The sequence below is a fragment of the Streptococcus sp. CF7_Ac1-12 genome (assembly GCF_024295905.1).
GTDB lineage: Bacteria > Bacillota > Bacilli > Lactobacillales > Streptococcaceae > Streptococcus > Streptococcus mitis_AP.
The window spans coordinates 1-19,098 of the sequence record NZ_JANCPG010000021.1; the positions used below are offsets into that span (position 1 = coordinate 1).

At 41.4% G+C, this 19,098-nt stretch carries 18 protein-coding genes; 17 read left to right on the forward strand and 1 reads right to left on the reverse strand.

All coding sequences use genetic code 11. The annotated features are described in order from the left end of the window. Positions 1–98: 98 nt before the first annotated feature. The 8 genes from NMM17_RS08870 (at position 99) to NMM17_RS08905 (ending at position 9,740) form a co-directional block, all read left to right on the forward strand. Positions 99–2,087, forward strand: coding sequence for a peptide ABC transporter substrate-binding protein (locus tag NMM17_RS08870; protein ID WP_254754277.1), 1,989 nt, complete (start codon positions 99–101; stop codon positions 2,085–2,087). Between the two features lie 66 nt (positions 2,088–2,153). Continuing rightward, positions 2,154–3,650: an ABC transporter permease gene (locus tag NMM17_RS08875; RefSeq protein ID WP_254754278.1), complete on the forward strand. Its 1,497-nt coding sequence runs from the start codon at positions 2,154–2,156 to the stop codon at positions 3,648–3,650. Next, positions 3,650–4,576, forward strand: a complete 927-nt coding sequence (oppC, locus tag NMM17_RS08880; RefSeq protein WP_153210452.1) for an oligopeptide ABC transporter permease OppC — start codon at positions 3,650–3,652, stop codon at positions 4,574–4,576. Before NMM17_RS08875 ends, oppC begins: the two co-directional genes overlap by 1 nt. A gap of 8 nt (positions 4,577–4,584) precedes the next feature. Beyond that, positions 4,585–5,652 carry an ABC transporter ATP-binding protein gene (locus tag NMM17_RS08885; RefSeq protein WP_254754279.1) on the forward strand — a complete coding sequence of 356 codons (1,068 nt, stop codon included), beginning with the start codon at positions 4,585–4,587 and terminating at the stop codon, positions 5,650–5,652. A 10-nt stretch (positions 5,653–5,662) separates the two neighbouring features. Beyond that, positions 5,663–6,589, forward strand: coding sequence for an ATP-binding cassette domain-containing protein (locus NMM17_RS08890; RefSeq protein ID WP_033684751.1), 927 nt, complete (start codon positions 5,663–5,665; stop codon positions 6,587–6,589). A 452-nt stretch (positions 6,590–7,041) separates the two neighbouring features. Continuing rightward, positions 7,042–8,019, forward strand: a complete 978-nt coding sequence (locus tag NMM17_RS08895; protein WP_254754280.1) for an ABC transporter substrate-binding protein — start codon at positions 7,042–7,044, stop codon at positions 8,017–8,019. A gap of 11 nt (positions 8,020–8,030) precedes the next feature. Next, positions 8,031–8,924 (forward strand): ABC transporter permease, encoded by an 894-nt coding sequence (locus NMM17_RS08900; protein WP_254754281.1) that lies wholly within the window; start codon positions 8,031–8,033, stop codon positions 8,922–8,924. 12 nt (positions 8,925–8,936) lie between these two features. Next, positions 8,937–9,740 (forward strand): ABC transporter ATP-binding protein, encoded by an 804-nt coding sequence (locus tag NMM17_RS08905; protein ID WP_254754282.1) that lies wholly within the window; start codon positions 8,937–8,939, stop codon positions 9,738–9,740. A 32-nt stretch (positions 9,741–9,772) separates the two neighbouring features. Here NMM17_RS08905 and treR read toward each other — a convergent pair whose 3' ends face one another. After that, entirely contained in the window at positions 9,773–10,483 is a 711-nt protein-coding gene (gene treR / locus NMM17_RS08910) for a trehalose operon repressor (RefSeq protein WP_254754283.1), read from the reverse strand. A 184-nt stretch (positions 10,484–10,667) separates the two neighbouring features. Between treR and treP the strand changes: the two genes are divergently transcribed. The 9 genes from treP to NMM17_RS08955 all read left to right on the forward strand — a co-directional run bounded on the left by treP (position 10,668) and on the right by NMM17_RS08955 (position 19,093). Next, positions 10,668–12,635: a PTS system trehalose-specific EIIBC component gene (gene treP, locus NMM17_RS08915; protein WP_254754284.1), complete on the forward strand. Its 1,968-nt coding sequence runs from the start codon at positions 10,668–10,670 to the stop codon at positions 12,633–12,635. 63 nt (positions 12,636–12,698) lie between these two features. Next, the gene (treC, locus tag NMM17_RS08920; protein ID WP_254754285.1) at positions 12,699–14,324 is read left to right on the forward strand and encodes an alpha,alpha-phosphotrehalase; all 1,626 of its coding nucleotides are present in this window, start codon (positions 12,699–12,701) and stop codon (positions 14,322–14,324) included. Positions 14,325–14,465: 141 nt separating this feature from the next. Beyond that, positions 14,466–14,714 carry a YneF family protein gene (locus NMM17_RS08925; RefSeq protein ID WP_000364990.1) on the forward strand — a complete coding sequence of 83 codons (249 nt, stop codon included), beginning with the start codon at positions 14,466–14,468 and terminating at the stop codon, positions 14,712–14,714. Positions 14,715–14,916: 202 nt separating this feature from the next. Then, complete coding sequence (racE, locus tag NMM17_RS08930) at positions 14,917–15,711, forward strand: glutamate racemase (protein WP_000370376.1); 795 nt, start codon at positions 14,917–14,919, stop codon at positions 15,709–15,711. Then, a complete protein-coding gene (locus NMM17_RS08935; RefSeq protein WP_254754286.1) occupies positions 15,708–16,679 on the forward strand; it encodes a nucleoside-triphosphate diphosphatase in 972 nt (323 codons plus the stop codon). The genes racE and NMM17_RS08935 overlap by 4 nt, the downstream gene beginning before the upstream one ends. Beyond that, positions 16,655–17,176, forward strand: coding sequence for a metallophosphoesterase (locus NMM17_RS08940; protein WP_254754287.1), 522 nt, complete (start codon positions 16,655–16,657; stop codon positions 17,174–17,176). Before NMM17_RS08935 ends, NMM17_RS08940 begins: the two co-directional genes overlap by 25 nt. After that, on the forward strand, positions 17,173–17,634 hold the full coding sequence (gene cbpB / locus NMM17_RS08945; RefSeq protein ID WP_254754288.1) for a cyclic-di-AMP-binding protein CbpB: 462 nt from the start codon (positions 17,173–17,175) through the stop codon (positions 17,632–17,634). The genes NMM17_RS08940 and cbpB overlap by 4 nt, the downstream gene beginning before the upstream one ends. Further along, complete coding sequence (gene xerD, locus NMM17_RS08950; protein WP_302850863.1) at positions 17,631–18,365, forward strand: site-specific tyrosine recombinase XerD; 735 nt, start codon at positions 17,631–17,633, stop codon at positions 18,363–18,365. The genes cbpB and xerD overlap by 4 nt, the downstream gene beginning before the upstream one ends. After that, positions 18,365–19,093 (forward strand): segregation/condensation protein A, encoded by a 729-nt coding sequence (locus NMM17_RS08955; protein ID WP_254754290.1) that lies wholly within the window; start codon positions 18,365–18,367, stop codon positions 19,091–19,093. Before xerD ends, NMM17_RS08955 begins: the two co-directional genes overlap by 1 nt. The last annotated feature ends 5 nt before the right edge of the window (positions 19,094–19,098 follow it).

Genomic DNA, 19,098 nt, shown 5'->3' on the forward strand with positions numbered 1-19,098 from the left:
AGCCTAAATATTCTGAAAATTCGTTTACTTTTATTGAAATATCTTAAAATATATGGTATAATCAATAATAACCTATACTTTATAAGAGGAGTAAATAAATGAAAAAAAGTCGAGTGCTTGCTGTAGCGGGGGCTACCTTATTAGCGTCAGGAGTTCTAGCTGCGTGTTCAAACACTAGTTCAAATAATGCTAAACTAGCAAAAGATTACCAATATGTTTATCAAACAGATCCAGAAACCTTGGATTATATCGTCAGCAATATCGATTCAACATCATTCGTCACAACAAATGCTGTAGATGGTTTGTTGGCTAATGATAAATATGGTAACCTGGTTCCTTCTATTGCTGAATCATGGACAGTTTCAAAAGATGGTTTGACTTATACCTATAAAATCCGTAAGGATGCTAAATGGGTGACAGCAGAGGGAGAAGAATACGCTCCTGTAACTGCTAAAGACTTCGTTACTGGTTTGAAACACGCCGTAGATGGAAAATCAAAAGGACTTTCAATCGTTAGCTCTTCTATTAAAGGATTAGAAGCATATATCAAGGGTGAAACAAGTGATTTTTCAACCGTTGGAGTAAAAGCACTCGATGATCAAACACTAGAATATACCTTGAACCAGCCAGAAACTTTCTGGAATGACAAGACAACTAGTGGTGTTTTGATGCCGGTTAATGAAGAATTCTTAACTTCAAAAGGGGAAGTTTTTGGTTCCCCAACAGATGCTAACTCTATTCTTTATAACGGTCCATTTGTCTTGAAGGCTGTAACTCCTAAATCATCTATCGAGATGGCTAAAAATGATGCTTACTGGGACAAAGAAAATGTAAAAATTGAGAACGTTAAGTTCACTTTCTGGGATGGTAAGGACCAAGATGTGATTGCCAAAGGTTTTGCTGATGGTCAATATAGCAAGGCTCGTATCTTCCCTACAAGTTCTACATATGAAAAATATGCAGCTGACTTTAAAGATAACATTTACTTTAATGAACCAGGAGCGGGTGTTGCAACTGTCAGCTTGAATTATGGCCGTACAACCTATAACCACACTGCCAAAACAAGTGATACCCAAAAGACATCTACTCAGAAAGCATTGCTAAACAAGGAATTCCGTCAAGCCTTGAACTTTGCTGTCGATCGCAATTCTTACTCAGCTCAAACAAATGGTACTGATGGAGCTGCAGTAGCCATCCGTAATACGTTTGCACCTTATAATCTTCAAGTTGGTAAGAAAACATTTGGTGAATTGGTACAAGATAGCTTGGCTAAGACAAATTCTTCTACTTGGTCAAACGTGTCTCTAGCAGATTCTCAAAATGGCCTTTACAATGAAGAAAAAGCGAAAGAAGTCTTTGCTAAAGCCAAATCAAGTCTACAAGCTGAAGGTGTTGAATTCCCAATCCACTTGGATGCCCTGGTTATCCAAGAATCAACAGCGGTTGTAAACCGTGTTCAATCATTGAAACAATCAATTGAAAAAGTATTGGGTTCAGATAATGTTGTTGTAGACTTACAACAAATGACTCAAGCAGAAGCTTTACCAATTTCATTTAGCGCTCCAACAGCTAAAGAGCAAGACTGGGATATCCATACCTTGCTAGGATGGAACCCTGACTATCAAGATCCTTCTACTTTCTTGGATCAATTCGTCCTTAAGGGAGGAAGCACTCGTCTTTACCTTGGTATTGACCAAAACACAGATGCATCAGTAGTAAGCAAACTTGGTTTAGCTGACTATGGAAAATTACTTGATGACGCAAACAGCGAAAACCAAGATGTTCAAAAACGTTATGAAAAATACGCGGTGGCACAAGCTTGGTTGACTGATAATGCTTTGACAATTCCAGTAATGGCTTCTCCTAAAGAAACAGCCGTTTCATATGTTTCAAAAGTTCTACCATTTAGCTCTTCATATTCAGTAGCAGGCCTTAAAGGTGAAAATTCAGGATACTTGAAGTACACTGAAGTTGGTGAAAAAGCAATCACCAAAGAAGAGTATGAAAAAGCTCGTGAAAAATGGTTGAAAGAAAAGACTGAGTCAAACGAGAAAGCTCAAAAAGAATTGGCAAGTCATGTGAAGTAAATAATTTTCAATAGAACTTTCTCTCCATGAGGAGAAGGTTCTTTTGGGATTTTTAAAGGAAATGATATGAAAAAATATATTTTTATGCGTGTTTTGCGGTCATTGGTTTCTATCTTCTTAGTAACAACCTTGACTTACACGATTATCTATACAATGGTTCCTCGAAAATTGATTTTCAAACAGGATACCAACTATAACAAGATTGCGACAACTGCTGATAAACGTGATAACTATGAGAATACTGTTTATGAGCGTATGGGCTATATCGAGTACTACGATACCAAAGAGTTGCAAGAAAAAGCTAGCCAGATGGATGCTTCTGTAACAGTTGAAGCTAATGATACTAACAAGGCTATCTATGAAAAATACATCAAACAAATCGGTCATGGTTGGACCCTGGGAGAATTTACTGAAAGTGGCCAATTCTACGCTACTCGTGAAATCCCAATTTTTGAACGTGTTTTCAAATTCTATGCTAACTTGATTGACATTGATCATACTAATAAAATTCAAGACCCTGAAAATCCAGACTTGAAACGTTACCTTCGTTTTGAAAATGATCCAGCTATCGGATGGTCATTGGTCGGTTCAGGAACGAAACATAAATATCTCTTGTACTTCAACGGTCAGTTCCCATTTGTGCATCAAAACTTTGTGAACATCAATTTAGGTGACTCTTATCCAACCTATGCTAATAGCCCTGTTTTACAGGTTATTACTCAAGGACAAGGACAAACAAAAACATCTCAAGTTCAGTTCCCAACAGGTAAGAAAACTTCTTCTGTAAATATTTACTCAAGAACCTACAAATCGCCTAGTCAGGCTGACTCTCGTGAAGTAGCCAACTACGGAAAAGATGACCCTTATACAGCTACGGAAAGCAATTACCAATATCCTTCTATGATTGCTAGCTCTGCAGTCATTGGATTGATTGGTTTGGTGATTTCTTATGCGATTGCCGTGCCACTTGGTTCAGCTATGGCTCGCTTCAAGAATACTTGGATTGATAGCTTCTCAACAGGGTTTTTGACCTTCTTGATGGCCCTTCCAACCATTGCCTTGGTTTACATTGTTCGTTTGATTGGATCATCAATTGGTCTTCCAGATTCATTCCCTATTTTGGGTGCTGGAGATTGGCGTTCGTATGTTTTACCAGCAGTTATCCTTGGTTTGTTGGGGGCTCCTGGTACAGCCATTTGGATTCGTCGTTATATGATTGACTTACAATCACAGGACTTTGTTCGTTTTGCTCGTGCAAAAGGTTTGTCTGAAAAAGAAATTTCAAACAAACACATCTTTAAAAATGCCATGGTTCCGCTGGTTTCAGGAATTCCTGGTGCTGTTATCGGGGTTATCGGTGGTGCAACCCTTACTGAAACAGTCTTCGCCTTCCCAGGTATGGGTAAAATGTTGATTGACTCTGTAAAAGCATCTAATAACTCTATGGTCGTTGGTCTTGTCTTCATCTTTACATGTATTTCTATCTTCTCACTTCTTTTGGGAGATATTTGGATGACTATTATTGACCCACGTATTAAATTGACTGAGAAAGGAGGCAAATAATGTCTACAATCGATAAAGAAAAATTTCAGTTCGTAAAACGTGACGATTTTGCCTCTGAAGCCATTGATGCGCCAGCTTATTCATACTGGGGTTCAGTGTTTAGACAATTTATGAAGAAGAAATCAACTGTAGTAATGTTGGGAATCTTGGTAGCTATCATTTTGATGAGTTTCATCTACCCAATGTTTTCTAAGTTTGATTTCAATGATGTCAGCAAGGTAAACGACTTTAGTGCTCGTTATATCAAGCCAAATGCTGAGCATTGGTTCGGTACAGACAGTAACGGTAAATCTCTCTTTGACGGTGTCTGGTTCGGAGCTCGTAACTCTATCCTCATTTCTGTGATTGCGACAGTGATTAACCTAGTTATCGGTGTCTTTGTCGGTGGTATTTGGGGTATTTCAAAATCAGTTGACCGTGTGATGATGGAAGTTTATAACGTCATCTCAAACATCCCATCTCTTTTGATTGTCATTGTCTTGACTTACTCAATCGGAGCTGGATTCTGGAATCTGATTTTTGCCATGAGTGTGACTACTTGGATTGGTATTGCCTACTCGATTCGTATTCAGATCATGCGTTATCGTGACTTGGAGTATAACCTTGCTTCACGTACACTTGGAACACCAACCTTGAAGATTGTTGCCAAAAATATCATGCCTCAATTGGTATCTGTTATTGTGACAACCATGACTCAAATGCTTCCAAGCTTTATCTCATACGAAGCCTTCTTGTCATTCTTCGGTCTTGGATTACCAATTACCGTGCCAAGTTTGGGTCGTTTGATTTCGGATTATTCACAAAACGTAACAACCAATGCTTACTTGTTCTGGATTCCATTGACAACTCTTGTCTTGGTATCCTTATCCCTTTTCGTAGTTGGTCAAAACTTAGCGGATGCTAGTGATCCACGTACACATAGATAGGAGTAGAAATGACAAAAGAAAAAAATGTAATTTTGACTGCTCGCGATATTGTCGTGGAATTTGACGTTCGTGACAAAGTATTGACAGCCATTCGCGGCGTTTCCCTTGAACTAGTTGAAGGAGAAGTATTAGCCTTGGTAGGTGAGTCAGGATCAGGGAAATCTGTTTTGACAAGGACATTCACAGGTATGCTTGAAGAAAACGGTCGCATTGCCCAAGGTAGTATTGACTACCGTGGTCAAGATTTGACAGCTTTATCTTCTCACAAGGATTGGGAACAAATTCGTGGCGCTAAGATTGCGACTATCTTCCAAGATCCAATGACTAGTTTGGACCCAATTAAAACAATTGGTAGTCAGATTACAGAAGTTATTGTAAAACACCAAGGAAAAACAGCTAAAGAAGCGAAAGAATTGGCCATTGACTACATGAATAAGGTTGGGATTCCAGATGCAGATAGACGTTTTGATGAATACCCATTCCAATATTCTGGAGGAATGCGTCAACGTATCGTTATTGCGATTGCTCTTGCCTGCCGACCTGATGTCTTGATTTGTGATGAGCCAACGACTGCCTTGGATGTGACCATCCAAGCTCAGATTATTGATTTGTTGAAATCTTTACAAAACGAGTACCATTTCACAACAATCTTTATCACCCACGACCTTGGTGTGGTGGCAAGTATTGCAGATAAGGTAGCGGTTATGTATGCAGGAGAAATCGTTGAGTATGGAACTGTTGAGGAAGTCTTCTATGACCCTCGCCATCCATATACATGGAGTCTCTTGTCTAGCTTGCCTCAGCTTGCTGATGATAAAGGGGATCTTTACTCAATCCCAGGAACACCTCCGTCACTTTATACTGACCTGAAAGGGGATGCCTTTGCCTTGCGTTCTGACTATGCAATGCAGATTGACTTTGAACAAAAAGCTCCTCAATTCTCAGTATCAGAGACACATTGGGCTAAAACTTGGCTACTTCATGAGGATGCTCCAAAAGTAGAAAAACCAGCTGTGATTGCAAATCTCCATGATAAGATCCGTGAAAAAATGGGATTTGCCCATCTGGCTGACTAGGAGGAAGGAAATGTCTGAAAAATTAGTAGAAATCAAAGATTTAGAAATTTCCTTCGGTGAAGGAAGTAAGAAGTTTGTCGCAGTTAAAAATGCTAACTTCTTTATCAACAAGGGAGAAACGTTCTCGCTTGTAGGTGAGTCAGGTAGTGGGAAAACAACTATTGGTCGTGCGATAATCGGTCTAAATGATACAAGTAATGGTGATATCATTTTTGATGGTCAAAAGATTAATGGTAAGAAATCGCGTGAACAAGCTGCGGAATTGATTCGTCGTATCCAGATGATTTTCCAAGACCCTGCCGCAAGTTTGAATGAACGTGCGACCGTTGATTATATTATTTCTGAAGGTCTTTACAATCACCATCTGTTCAAGGATGAAGAAGAACGTAAAGAGAAAGTTCAAAATATTATCCGTGAGGTAGGTCTTCTTGCTGAGCACTTGACTCGTTACCCTCATGAGTTCTCAGGTGGTCAACGTCAACGTATCGGTATTGCCCGTGCCTTGGTGATGCAACCAGACTTTGTTATTGCAGATGAGCCAATTTCGGCCTTGGACGTTTCTGTTCGTGCCCAAGTCTTGAACTTGCTTAAAAAATTCCAAAAAGAGCTCGGTTTGACCTATCTCTTCATCGCCCATGACTTGTCTGTCGTTCGCTTTATTTCAGATCGTATCGCAGTTATTTATAAGGGTGTTATTGTAGAGGTTGCTGAAACAGAAGAATTGTTTAACAATCCAATCCACCCATATACTCAAGCCTTGCTTTCAGCGGTTCCAATTCCAGATCCAATCTTGGAACGTAAGAAGGTCTTGAAGGTTTATGACCCAAGTCAACACGACTATGAGACTGATAAGCCGTCTATGGTTGAAATCCGTCCAGGTCACTATGTTTGGGCTAACCAAGCCGAATTGGCACGTTACCAACAAGGACTAAACTAATAATGGTTTTATAATTTCCATGTCAATTTTTATGGAAATTATAAACCTTTTTTTGTTGGACTGATTTGAAAAACTTTGAAAGCTCCCTGAAAGAATTTTCGAAAAATTTTAAAAAATTCTGAAATATTCTTGACAGGTGATGAAAAAGGTGGTAAGATAGGAAACATCAAAAAAGAAAGCAGAAAAAGAAATGAATAAGAAACAAGCTGTAACGATGAATCAAAACTTTTACTTTAGCTACTTTAGATAGTGTTTGTAGACATGTCACCATGGATGCAAACAGTTCAAGCAATTTGTTTGTATCTATGTGGCTAAGATTTTTGATTGTGGTCCATATAGATGAATATCTAAATGGACTAGCAAAGTTATAACTTGTTAGATTATTTCAAGCATCCGTTTAGATAGTATCTAGGCGGTTTTTTGTTTTATCTTTTCTGAGAAGGAGTTTCATTATGAAAGTTGTTCGAAAATTACTAGCCCCTCTCTTGGTAGTGGGAATCCTCTTGACTTCTCTGATTAGTTTACATCAGTTGAAGGCAGATAAGAAAAAAGATGTGTTTCGTATCGGTATTTCGCAATTTATTACCCACCAGTCTCTAGATGCTACTAGAGAAGGATTTGTGGATGAGCTGGCTAAACAAGGATATGTGGAGGGGAAAAATATTGAGATTGATCTGCAAAATGCACAAGGAGAACAAAGAAATCTAAAAACTATTTCCCAGCAGCTAGCAGAATCCAGTGATGTCGTTCTAGCCATCGCAACGCCTTCTGCTCAGAGCTTGGCCAATACAACGCAAAAGACACCGGTTGTCTTTTCAGCTGTAACAGATCCTGTCAGCGCCAAGTTGGTTGAGTCAAGAGAGCATCCTGGGGGCAATGTAACTGGGACAAGCGACCAGTCATCAGATGCCATTTCAACCCAAATCAATTTGATAAAGAAAGTTCTACCAAAGGCTAAAACAATTGGAATCCTCTATACTCAGAGTGAGCCAAATTCGGTTGTCCAAAAGGATGAAGCTAAGCGCCTTCTGGAAGAAAAAGGCTTTACCGTTGTTGAAAAAACAATCTTGGACAGTAACAACGTCAAGGCGGCAGCAGAGAGTTTGATGGCAGAGGTGGATATGGTTTTTGTACCAACGGATAATATCATTTCATCAACCATGGAAACAGTCAAGCAGGTTTCTATTAAACACAAGGTTCCAGTATTCGGTGGTTCAACAGAAATGATTGCGGTTGGTGGCTTGTATAACTACGGAACCAATTATGAAGAATTGGGAAGACAGACAGCCCGCATGCTGGTTCGTATTTTAAAAGGTGAGAAGCCAGAAAATATAGCAGTTGAGTTGCCTGAAAAACTGGAATTGCATACCAATCAAGAAATGGCAGATGCATTGGGAATTGATATTAGTAAGTTAGAAGGCAAGGAATAAGGAGATTTAAGATGAATTTTGTGTTATCTAGTTTATCAGAAGGTTTGTTGTGGTCGATTATGGCGATTGGGGTCTACTTGACTTTCCGTATTTTGGATATTGCGGATATGACTGCTGAAGGAGCCTTTCCAATGGGGGCGGCTGTCGTCGTATCTCAGATACAGGCAGGGACAAATCCTTGGATAGCGACTTTACTTGCTTTGCTGGCAGGTATGGTAGCAGGTCTTGTATCAGGAATGCTCCACACCAAGATGAAAATCCCAGCTCTCTTGACAGGTATTGTGACCTTGACAGGGCTTTATTCGATCAATATTAAAATCATGGGTAGCGTGCCCAATCTTTCCTTGGGAGATTCTGCAACCGTCTTTAAACAATTGGCGAGCTTGGGACTGACAAATGAAGAAGCTGTTTTCTCATTCAGTTTAGCCTGTCTCTTACTTGTTTGTTTGGTCTTGACCCTCTTGATGAAAACGGAGGTTGGTTTGGTCTTGCGTTCGACTGGGGACAATATTCCGATGAGTGAGGCAAATGGGGTCAATGTAGATACGATGAAGATTGTTGGTTACATGATTTCAAATGGTTTGATTGCCTTATGTGGTTCCTTGTTCGCCCAAAATGATGGATTTTCAGATGTGACTTCTGGGACAGGAACCATTGTTGTTGGTTTGAGTGCCGTGATTATTGCGGAAGTCTTGATTCACGATTTGACCATTGGAGGCCGTTTGTTATCTATCGGAATCGGTGCTATTGTTTACCGTTTGATTATTTTAAATATCTATGAAATTCCAAATCTAGATCAAAACCTGGTTCGTCTCTTTAATGCAATCTTACTCGCCTTGGTTTTATTTGCACCAGAATTGCAAAAGAGATTAAAGATTCGTGGTTTGAAACTGAGAAATGAATAGGAGGAAAAAGTTATGGCAAGTTTATTAACACTTGAAAATATTCACAAGACATTTGAAGCAGGGACGGTCAATGAGAACCATGTCCTCAAAGGATTAGATTTAGAAGTTGAAGAGGGAGATTTTATCTCTGTGATTGGTGGAAATGGCGCAGGAAAATCCACTTTGATGAATATCTTGGCTGGCAATCTATCGGTAGACGAAGGGGACCTTTTATTGGCAGGGAAATCCATTAAAAATCTGAGTGTCAGAAAGAGAGCCAAGGATATCGCCCGTGTTTTTCAAGATCCTAAGATGGGAACAGCTTCGCGTTTGACGATTGAGGAGAATATGGCTATTGCCTTGAGACGTGGGCAAAAGAGAGGGCTTGGTTGGGGCGTGAAGGAGAAGGATAGAATCCAGTTCCAAGAAGCCTTGAAAGAGTTGAATATTGGCCTTGAAAATCGCTTGAAAGTGGATACCCAATATCTTTCAGGAGGACAAAGACAGGCCTTGACTTTAGTCATGGCAGCTCTGGTGAAACCTAAACTTTTACTTTTGGATGAACATACTGCGGCACTTGATCCAAAAACGAGTCAAATGGTGATGGACTTGACTCAAAAGATTGTGGAAGACCATCAGTTGACGACTTTGATGATTACCCATGATATGAACCATGCTATTGAGTATGGCAATCGTCTCATTATGCTCTATCAAGGGAAAATAGTGGTGGATGTCAAGGGAGAGGAGAAAAAGCATCTGACGGTTGAAAATCTCATGCATCTCTTCCAGAAAAATAGTGGCCAAAGCCTAGTCAGTGATGAATTGGTTTTGGGATAAAGAAAAAGGCTGAGATGTAGTGTCTCAGTCTTTTATTTCTTACGCTTTGCAAAATCTACAAATCTGAATTTTTCGAGTTTATGGCGACTTTCAGTGAATTGAAATTGGCGCCCGTCTTGGAGATAGACTTTTGACTTGATTGAAACGACATAAGGGTCTTTGCCTATGTCCATGAGAATCTTGTCTCTGTCATTTGAGTGGTCAATGGTTATTTCCTTTTGAGCATAATCAATAAGGAGTTTGAGGTCGTCCTCTATATAAGAATAGATAGAATGCTCAGCAATTTGGCGAGTGATATTTGGGATTAGTTCCATATCCAGATAGTCCGTATCCAGAACGGATACCAGATCATCCACCACACGCTGGCGAACCACCTTCCAAACCATACGAAACTCTGGGAAGCCGGTTATCAGTGAGGATTTTTTATCAATAATAATCTTATCCAGACTGACCACGTTGGTTTTAGAGCGCAGTCCAAGTTCTTGAACTAGCTCTTGGTAGCTGGTTAGGTTGGATACAGGGAAATTGACGGTTTCTTCTTTGACGACTTGAGAACCTTGCCCCCTTATCTTTTTGATCAATCCTTCCTCTTGGAGGAGATACAGAGCCTTTCGGACAGTATCACGGCTTACCTGATACTGGTTCATAAGGTCGTGCTCGCTAGGAAGGAAATCTCCGACAGCGTAAGTCTCGTTTTGAATGGTTTCTTGGATTTGCTTAAATAATCGTTGATATTTCTTCATTTTGCTTCCTTAAATGGCTTTTTAGTCTAGTTTAATGAACACCTGTATCTATTTTACCATACAAGTTCCAGAAAAATGACAAAAAAATCCTTTTTTTACACCGAACAAGTTGCAGACAAGTTTGGTATCGTTTACAATAGTTTTATCAAATCAAACTTGCTTTGACAAGTATAAGGAGAATCAAATGGGAAAATTTGAACAAGAAGCCAAAGATTTGCTTCAGGCAATTGGAGGCAAAGAGAATGTGACTGCCGTCACCCACTGTGCGACTCGGATGCGTTTTGTTTTAGGGGATAGCAAGAAGGCTAATGTCAAGGCTATCGAATCAATTCCAGCTGTTAAAGGAACCTTTACAAATGCAGGTCAATTTCAGGTAATCATTGGAAATGATGTGCCCATCTTTTATAATGATTTTACAGCTGTTTCAGGCATTGAGGGTGTTTCTAAAGAAGCAGCAAAGTCAGCAGCTAAGAGTAATCAAAACGTGGTCCAACGTGTCATGACCACTCTGGCGGAAATCTTTACTCCGATTATTCCAGCCTTGATTGTTGGTGGATTGATCCTCGGTTTCCGTAATGTCTTGGAAGGTGTGCATTGGTCGATGTTAGATGGCAAGACCATCACGGAATCCTCACAGTTTTGGGCAGGGGTTAATCACTTCCTCTGGTTGCCTGGTGAAGCGATCTTCCAATTCTTGCCAGTGGGGATTACCTGGTCTGTCTCTCGTAAGATGGGAACCAGCCAAATCTTGGGAATTGTTCTCGGAATCTGTTTGGTATCGCCTCAGTTGCTCAATGCCTATGCGGTTGCTTCAACGCCAGCAGCTGATATCGCGGCAAACTGGGTTTGGAATTTTGGCTATTTTACTGTTAATCGTATCGGTTACCAAGCCCAAGTTATTCCAGCCTTGCTTGCAGGTTTGAGTTTGTCTTATCTTGAAATTTTCTGGCGCAAGCATATCCCAGAAGTGATTTCCATGATTTTTGTACCTTTCTTGTCATTGATTCCAGCTCTGATTTTGGCTCACACTGTCTTGGGTCCAATCGGTTGGACAATCGGTCAAGGACTTTCATCAGTTGTCTTGGCAGGATTAACTGGTCCTGTTAAATGGCTCTTCGGTGCGATTTTTGGTGCCCTCTACGCTCCATTTGTCATCACAGGTCTTCATCATATGACCAATGCCATTGATACACAATTGATTGCGGATGCTGGTGGTACTGCCCTCTGGCCTATGATTGCTCTTTCTAATATTGCCCAAGGTTCAGCCGTATTTGCCTATTATTTCATGCACCGTCATGATGAGCGTGAGGCTCAGGTTTCACTTCCTGCAACCATTTCAGCCTATCTCGGTGTTACAGAACCAGCCCTCTTTGGGGTCAATGTCAAATACATCTATCCATTTGTTGCTGGGATGACTGGTTCAGCTCTTGCAGGCATGTTATCCGTTACTTTTAATGTGACTGCGGCGTCTATTGGTATCGGTGGTTTGCCAGGTATCCTCTCTATTCAACCTCAATACATGCTGCCATTTGCAGGAACTATGCTAGTTGCGATTGTTGTTCCAATGATCTTGACTTTCTTCTTCCGTAAGGCTGGTCTCTTTACAAAAACAGAGGACGATACGGATTTGCAGGCAGAATTTGTTGCTCAAGAAGAAGCAGAATTTGTGAGCCATGAACCGGTAGAACTTACTCCAGTAGAAATTGTTAGCCCACTGACTGGCCAAGTAAAAGAATTGAGTCAAGCGACAGATCCTGTTTTTGCATCAGGTGTCATGGGGCAAGGTCTGGTCATTGAACCAAGCCAAGGTGAGTTGACTTCTCCAGTCAATGGGACAGTTACGGTTCTTTTCCCTACTAAGCATGCTATCGGTATTGTCTCTGATGAGGGAGTGGAATTGCTCATTCACATTGGTATGGATACAGTAGGTCTAGAAGGCAAAGGATTTGAAAGTCTTGTAGCCCAAGGAGATCATGTCACGGTTGGGCAGAAATTGATTCGTTTTGATATGGATATTATCAAGGATGCAGGTCTGGTAACAGAAACTCCTGTCATTATTACCAATCAAGATGCTTATACAGCGACCATCACTGGAACTTATCCGACAACTATCCAAGCTGGAGAAGATCTCATGGTCGCAACACGAATCTAATCAAAATAGCACGAATAGGGACGGAAGACGGCTTCCTCCCTTTTATCAGAAAAGGAGAAATAGATGACACTTGATAAAAGAAAAGTAGTCTATCAAATCTATCCAAAATCTTACAAAGACACCACTGGCAATGGTATTGGGGACTTACGTGGAATTATCGAAAAAATCCCCTATCTAGCCAAACTGGGCGTAGATATGGTCTGGCTCAATCCATTCTATCCAAGCCCTCAACGGGATAATGGTTACGATATTTCAGATTATATGGCAGTTGATCCTCTTTTTGGTGATATGGCTGATTTTGAGGCAATGGTGCGTGTCGGTAAAGAGCACAAGATTGACTTTATGTTGGACATGGTACTCAACCATTGTTCGACAGAGCATGAATGGTTTCAGAAAGCCCTAGCTGGTGACAAGTATTATCAAGACTTTTTCTTCATCCAAGACCAACCAACAGACTGGCAGTCTAAGTTTGGTGGGTCTGCATGGGCTCCTTTTGGGGATACGGGGAAATACTACCTTCACCTTTTTGATGAGACCCAGGCTGACCTTAACTGGCGCAATCCCAATGTCCGTAAGGAGCTTTTCAAGGTTGTGAATTTTTGGCGCGACAAGGGTGTCAAGGGTTTCCGATTTGATGTGATCAATTTGATTGGGAAAGATGAAGTTCTAGTAGATTGTCCTGAAAATGAAGGAAAGTCAGCTTACACAGACAAGCCTATCGTTCATGACTATTTGCGTATGATGAACCAAGCAACTTTTGGTTCCGACGATAGCTTTATGACAGTTGGGGAAATGTCTTCTACCACCATGGAAAACTGTGTCCTTTATTCGTCTCCTGACCGTCAGGAATTATCAATGACCTTTAATTTTCATCATCTTAAGGTGGACTATAAGGATGGACAAAAGTGGACCTTGGCTCCCTTTGATTTTGAAGAGTTGAAGAGTCTTTACCATAGTTGGGGTAAGGAGATGAGTGATAAAGGTGGTTGGAGCGCTCTTTTCTGGAACAATCACGACCAACCACGCGCTTTGAACCGTTTTGTCGATATTCAAAATTTCCGCAAGGAGGGGGCGACCATGCTAGCGGCCAGCATTCATCTCTCACGTGGAACACCTTATATCTATATGGGTGAAGAAATCGGGATGATTGACCCAGACTATGATTCGATGGCTGATTATGTGGATGTCGAATCGCTCAATGCTTATCAGATGCTCTTACAAGAAGGGAAGAGTCAGGAAGAAGCCCTCCAGATTATTCAGGCTAAGTCGCGTGATAATTCACGAATCCCTATGCAGTGGGATGCTTCGGAGAATGCTGGTTTCACAGTAGGCACTCCTTGGCTCAAGGCAGGAAAATCCTACCCCCACATCAATGTAGAAAATGAAATCCAAGGTCCGATTTTTACTTTCTACCAAGACTTGATTCGACTTCGCAAAGAAATGCCTATCATCTCAGAAGGAAGTTACAAACCAGCCTTTGAAGATAGCAAGCAAGTCTATGCTTTTGAACGTCAGTATGAGGATGAAAAGTTGCTAGTGATCAATAACTTTTATGTCACAGAAGTGGAAATGGATTTACCACCAGCCTACCAAAATGGGCAAATTTTGATTTCCAATTATGAAGATGCAGAAGTGTCTGAAAAAATTCTACTCAGACCTTATCAAACACTGGCTATCTATGTAAATTAAACTCAGTAAGGAGCCCTCTTTTGCAGAAAAGCAGGGTTCTTTTTGCTGTCTATTCCATTCCTGAAAGCGTAAAACAAACTAGTCAGGGTGGCTAGTTTGTGGTATAATGAAAGAGACTCAAAAAGAAACAGGAGAAATATGATGGATTTACTATTAGCAATTGTATTGATTGTGCTAGCTTTTCTAGGAGGAGCTCTTGGAGGAATGTACTTGGTTCGTAAGCAAATTGAAAAAGAATTCGCTGACAACCCACGTTTGAATGCTGAAGCAGTTCGTACTCTTTTGAGTGCAAATGGTCAAAAACCAAGCGAAGCCAAGGTACAACAAGTTTACCACCAAATCATCCGCCAACAAAAAGCAGCCCTTGCTAACAATAAAAAGAAAAAATAAATAAGGAAAAGTCTGGGATGAAAATTCCAGACTTCTCACTATGTTGGCTATGGTTTAGGGGTGAGACTTTTTCCTTGCATTCTATTGATATTTGATTATGATTAAGAGAGATGGTTATTGATTAGGCTGTCATTATTCAGTTCATAAGGAACGGTAATCATAATGAACTATCAATCAGAAAAAAGACTAGAAAGAAGACTGTATGGATAATCGACCAATTGGTTTTTTGGATTCGGGTGTCGGGGGCTTGACCGTTGTGCGAGAGCTCATGCGCCAGCTTCCCCATGAAGAAATCGTCTATATTGGAGATTCGGCACGGGCGCCCTATGGGCCCCGTCCTGCTGAGCAAATTCGTGAATATACTTGGCAGTTGGTCAACTTTCTTTTGACCAAGGATGTCAAAATGATTGTCATTGCTTGTAATACTGCGACTGCCGTTGTCTGGGAAGAAATCAAGGCTCAACTAGATATTCCTGTCCTAGGTGTTATTTTGCCAGGAGCTTCGGCAGCTATCAAGTCCAGTCAAGGTGGGAAAATCGGAGTGATTGGAACTCCCATGACGGTACAATCTGATATTTACCGTCAGAAAATCCATGATTTGGATCCGGACTTACAGGTGGAGAGTTTGGCCTGTCCCAAGTTTGCTCCCTTGGTGGAGTCTGGTGCTCTGTCAACCAGTGTCACCAAGAAAGTGGTCTATGAAACCCTGCGTCCCTTGGTTGGAAAGGTGGATAGCCTGATTTTGGGTTGTACCCATTATCCACTGCTCAGACCTATTATTCAAAATGTCATGGGACCCAAGGTTCAGCTCATTGATAGTGGGGCAGAGTGCGTACGGGACATCTCAGTCTTACTCAATTATTTTGAAATCAATCGTGGTCGCGATGCTGGACCACTTCATCACCGTTTTTACACAACAGCCAGCAGCCAAAGTTTTGCACAAATTGGTGAAGAATGGCTGGAAAAAGAGATTCATGTGGAGCATGTAGAATTATGACAAATAAAATTTATGAATACAAGGATGAACAGGACTGGTATGTCGGGTCCTATGGTATTTTTGGTGGCGTCCGGACGTTGACGGATGATGACTTGGATTTTCCTCTATTAGAGTTTGCCCAAAGATTTCGAGATGAGGATCGAGGTTTTCCTATTTCTGTGATTGTTTTACGCTATGGTTCTCTCTACCGTTTATGGTCTTTTGTGGTAGATATCCTCAACCAAGAAATGGGACGAAATTTGGAAATTATACAACGTCAGGGGGCTTTTCTCTTAGTTGAAAATGGGCAACTCCTGCATGTAAAATTGCCTAAAGAAGGTGTTGATGTAGAAGCCTTCTTTGAGACAAACAATGTCAGAGAAACCTTATTGATTGCGACTCGTAACGAGGGCAAGACCAAGGAATTCCGAGCTATCTTTGACAAACTAGGCTATGATGTGGAAAACCTCAATGATTATCCTGATTTGCCTGAAGTAGCAGAAACAGGAATGACTTTTGAGGAAAATGCCCGCCTTAAGGCAGAAACCATTTCCCGGTTAACTGGCAAGATGGTCTTGGCAGATGACTCGGGTCTTAAAGTCGATGTTCTTGGCGGTTTACCAGGGGTTTGGTCGGCTCGTTTTGCAGGTGTCGGAGCTACGGATAATGAAAACAATGCCAAACTCTTGCATGAATTGGCTATGGTCTTTGAACTTAAGGACCGTTCGGCTCAATTCCATACAACCCTAGTCGTAGCCAGTCCAAACAAGGAAAGTTTGGTGGTCGAAGCAGACTGGCCAGGCTACATTAATTTTGAACCTAAGGGTGAAAATGGCTTTGGCTATGATCCTCTTTTCCTTGTAGGAGAGACAGGCAAGTCATCAGCTGAGTTAACCCTTGAAGAAAAAAATAGTCAATCTCACCGTGCCTTAGCCGTTAAGAAACTTTTGGAGGTATTTCCATCATGGCAAAGCAAACCATCATTGTAATGAGCGATTCCCATGGCGATAGCTTGATTGTGGAAGAAATCCGTGATCGCTATGTGGGCAAAGTTGATGCCGTTTTTCATAACGGTGATTCTGAACTGCGTCCTGATTCTCCACTTTGGGAGGGCATCCGTGTAGTTAAAGGGAACATGGACTTCTACGCCGGCTACCCAGAACGTTTGGTGACTGAGCTTGGTTCGACCAAGATTATCCAAACTCATGGTCACTTGTTTGACATTAATTTCAACTTTCAAAAGTTGGACTACTGGGCTCAGGAGGAAGATGCCGATATCTGTCTCTATGGTCACTTGCATGTGCCAAATGCTTGGATGGAAGGTAAGACCCTCTTTCTAAATCCAGGTTCTATCAGTCAACCACGTGGGACCATCAGAGAATGTCTCTATGCTCGTGTGGAGATTGATGACAGTTATTTCAAAGTGGACTTTTTGACACGAGACCATGAGGTGTATCCGGGCTTGTCCAAGGAGTTTAGCCGATGATTGCCAAGGAGTTTGAGACTTTCTTGTTGGGGCAAGAGGAAACTTTTTTGACTCCTGCTAAAAATCTAGCTGTGTTGATTGATACCCACAATGCAGATCACGCTACCCTCTTGCTCAGTCAGATGACCTATACCCGTGTTCCTGTTGTGACAGATGAAAAACAGTTTGTTGGGACGATTGGGCTCAGAGATATTATGGCTTACCAGATGGAGCATGACTTGAGTCAAGAAATCATGGCAGATACGGATATCGTTCATATGACGAGAACGGACGTAGCGGTCGTCTCGCCTGATTTTACCATTACGGAGGTCTTGCACAAGCTGGTAGATGAGTCCTTCTTGCCGGTTGTGGATGCGTCAGGGATTTTCCAAGGGATTATCACGCGCAAGTCTATCCTCAAGGCAGTCAATGCCCTCTTGCATGATTTTAGTAAGGAATATGAGATTCGATGCCGATGAGAGATAGGATTTCAGATTTCTTAGAGGGAAAGCAGGGTTTATCTGCCAATTCTAAGCAGTCCTATAAGTATGATTTGGAGCAATTTTTAGATATTGTAGGTGGGCAGATTTCGGAGACTAGTCTCAAGATTTACCAAGCCCAGCTAGTCAATCTAAAAATCAGCGCTCAAAAGCGGAAGATTTCGGCCTGTAACCAATTTCTCTACTTTCTCTATCAAAAAGGGGAAGTGGAAAGCTTTTACCGTTTGGAATTAACCAAACAGACTGAAAAGAAAACTGAAAAACCAGAGATTCTAGACCTAGACTCTTTTTGGCAGGAAAGCGACTATCCAGAGGGACGCTTGCTAGCGCTCTTAATCCTAGAAATGGGGCTCTTACCGAGTGAGATTTTAGCTCTAAAGGTTGCGGATATCAACCTGGACTTTCAAGTGTTGCGAATCAAGAAGGCTTCCCAACAGAGGATTGTCAGCATTCCCACGACCTTGCTTTCAGAATTGGAACCCTTGATGGGGCAAACCTATCTTTTTGAAAGGGCAGGGAAAGCCTATTCTCGTCAGTGGGCCTTCCGTCAGCTAGAGTCCTTTGTCAAGGAGAAAGGTTTTCCAGCTCTGTCAGCCCAAGCCTTGCGGGAACAGTTCATTCTACGACAAATTGAAAACAAGGTCGATTTGTACGAAATTGCAAAAAAATTAGGATTAAAAACAGTCCTGACCTTAGAAAAATATAGATAATGGATATTAAACTAAAAGATTTTGAAGGGCCTCTGGACTTGCTTTTGCACCTGGTTTCTAAGTACCAGATGGATATCTACGATGTGCCCATTACGGAAGTCATTGAACAGTATCTAGCTTATGTCTCAACCCTGCAGGCCATGCGTCTGGAAGTGACGGGCGAGTACATGGTCATGGCCAGTCAGCTCATGCTGATCAAGAGCCGCAAGCTTCTTCCGAAGGTGGCAGAAGTGACAGACTTGGAGGATGATCTGGAGCAGGATCTTCTCTCTCAAATCGAAGAATACCGCAAGTTCAAGCTCTTGGGTGATCATTTGGAAGCCAAGCACCAAGAACGGGCCCAGTACTATTCCAAAGCGCCGACAGAGTTGATTTACGAAGATGCGGAGCTTGTGCATGACAAGACGACCATTGACCTCTTTTTAGCTTTTTCAAATATCCTAGCTAAGAAAAAAGAGGAGTTTGCTCAGAACCATACGACTATCTTGCGGGATGAGTATAAGATTGAGGACATGATGCTTATCGTGAAAGAGTCCTTGACTGGACGAGATCAATTGCGCTTGCAGGATTTGTTTAAGGAAGCCCAGAATCTCCAAGAGGTCATCACCCTCTTTTTGGCAACCCTAGAGCTAATCAAAACCCAGGAGCTGATGCTCGTGCAAGAGGAGAGTTTCGGAGATATCTATCTCATGGAAAAGAAGGAAGAAAGTCAAGTGGCCCAAAGCTAGACTTG

Coding starts and splice junctions, on each gene's coding strand:
- NMM17_RS08870 (WP_254754277.1), top strand. CDS start 99: ATGAAAAAAAGTCGAGTGCTTGCTGTAGCGGGGGCTACCTTATTAGCG.
- NMM17_RS08875 (WP_254754278.1), top strand. CDS start 2,154: ATGAAAAAATATATTTTTATGCGTGTTTTGCGGTCATTGGTTTCTATC.
- oppC (WP_153210452.1), top strand. CDS start 3,650: ATGTCTACAATCGATAAAGAAAAATTTCAGTTCGTAAAACGTGACGAT.
- NMM17_RS08885 (WP_254754279.1), top strand. CDS start 4,585: ATGACAAAAGAAAAAAATGTAATTTTGACTGCTCGCGATATTGTCGTG.
- NMM17_RS08890 (WP_033684751.1), top strand. CDS start 5,663: ATGTCTGAAAAATTAGTAGAAATCAAAGATTTAGAAATTTCCTTCGGT.
- NMM17_RS08895 (WP_254754280.1), top strand. CDS start 7,042: ATGAAAGTTGTTCGAAAATTACTAGCCCCTCTCTTGGTAGTGGGAATC.
- NMM17_RS08900 (WP_254754281.1), top strand. CDS start 8,031: ATGAATTTTGTGTTATCTAGTTTATCAGAAGGTTTGTTGTGGTCGATT.
- NMM17_RS08905 (WP_254754282.1), top strand. CDS start 8,937: ATGGCAAGTTTATTAACACTTGAAAATATTCACAAGACATTTGAAGCA.
- treR (WP_254754283.1), bottom strand. CDS start 10,483: ATGAAGAAATATCAACGATTATTTAAGCAAATCCAAGAAACCATTCAA.
- treP (WP_254754284.1), top strand. CDS start 10,668: ATGGGAAAATTTGAACAAGAAGCCAAAGATTTGCTTCAGGCAATTGGA.
- treC (WP_254754285.1), top strand. CDS start 12,699: ATGACACTTGATAAAAGAAAAGTAGTCTATCAAATCTATCCAAAATCT.
- NMM17_RS08925 (WP_000364990.1), top strand. CDS start 14,466: ATGGATTTACTATTAGCAATTGTATTGATTGTGCTAGCTTTTCTAGGA.
- racE (WP_000370376.1), top strand. CDS start 14,917: ATGGATAATCGACCAATTGGTTTTTTGGATTCGGGTGTCGGGGGCTTG.
- NMM17_RS08935 (WP_254754286.1), top strand. CDS start 15,708: ATGACAAATAAAATTTATGAATACAAGGATGAACAGGACTGGTATGTC.
- NMM17_RS08940 (WP_254754287.1), top strand. CDS start 16,655: ATGGCAAAGCAAACCATCATTGTAATGAGCGATTCCCATGGCGATAGC.
- cbpB (WP_254754288.1), top strand. CDS start 17,173: ATGATTGCCAAGGAGTTTGAGACTTTCTTGTTGGGGCAAGAGGAAACT.
- xerD (WP_302850863.1), top strand. CDS start 17,631: ATGAGAGATAGGATTTCAGATTTCTTAGAGGGAAAGCAGGGTTTATCT.
- NMM17_RS08955 (WP_254754290.1), top strand. CDS start 18,365: ATGGATATTAAACTAAAAGATTTTGAAGGGCCTCTGGACTTGCTTTTG.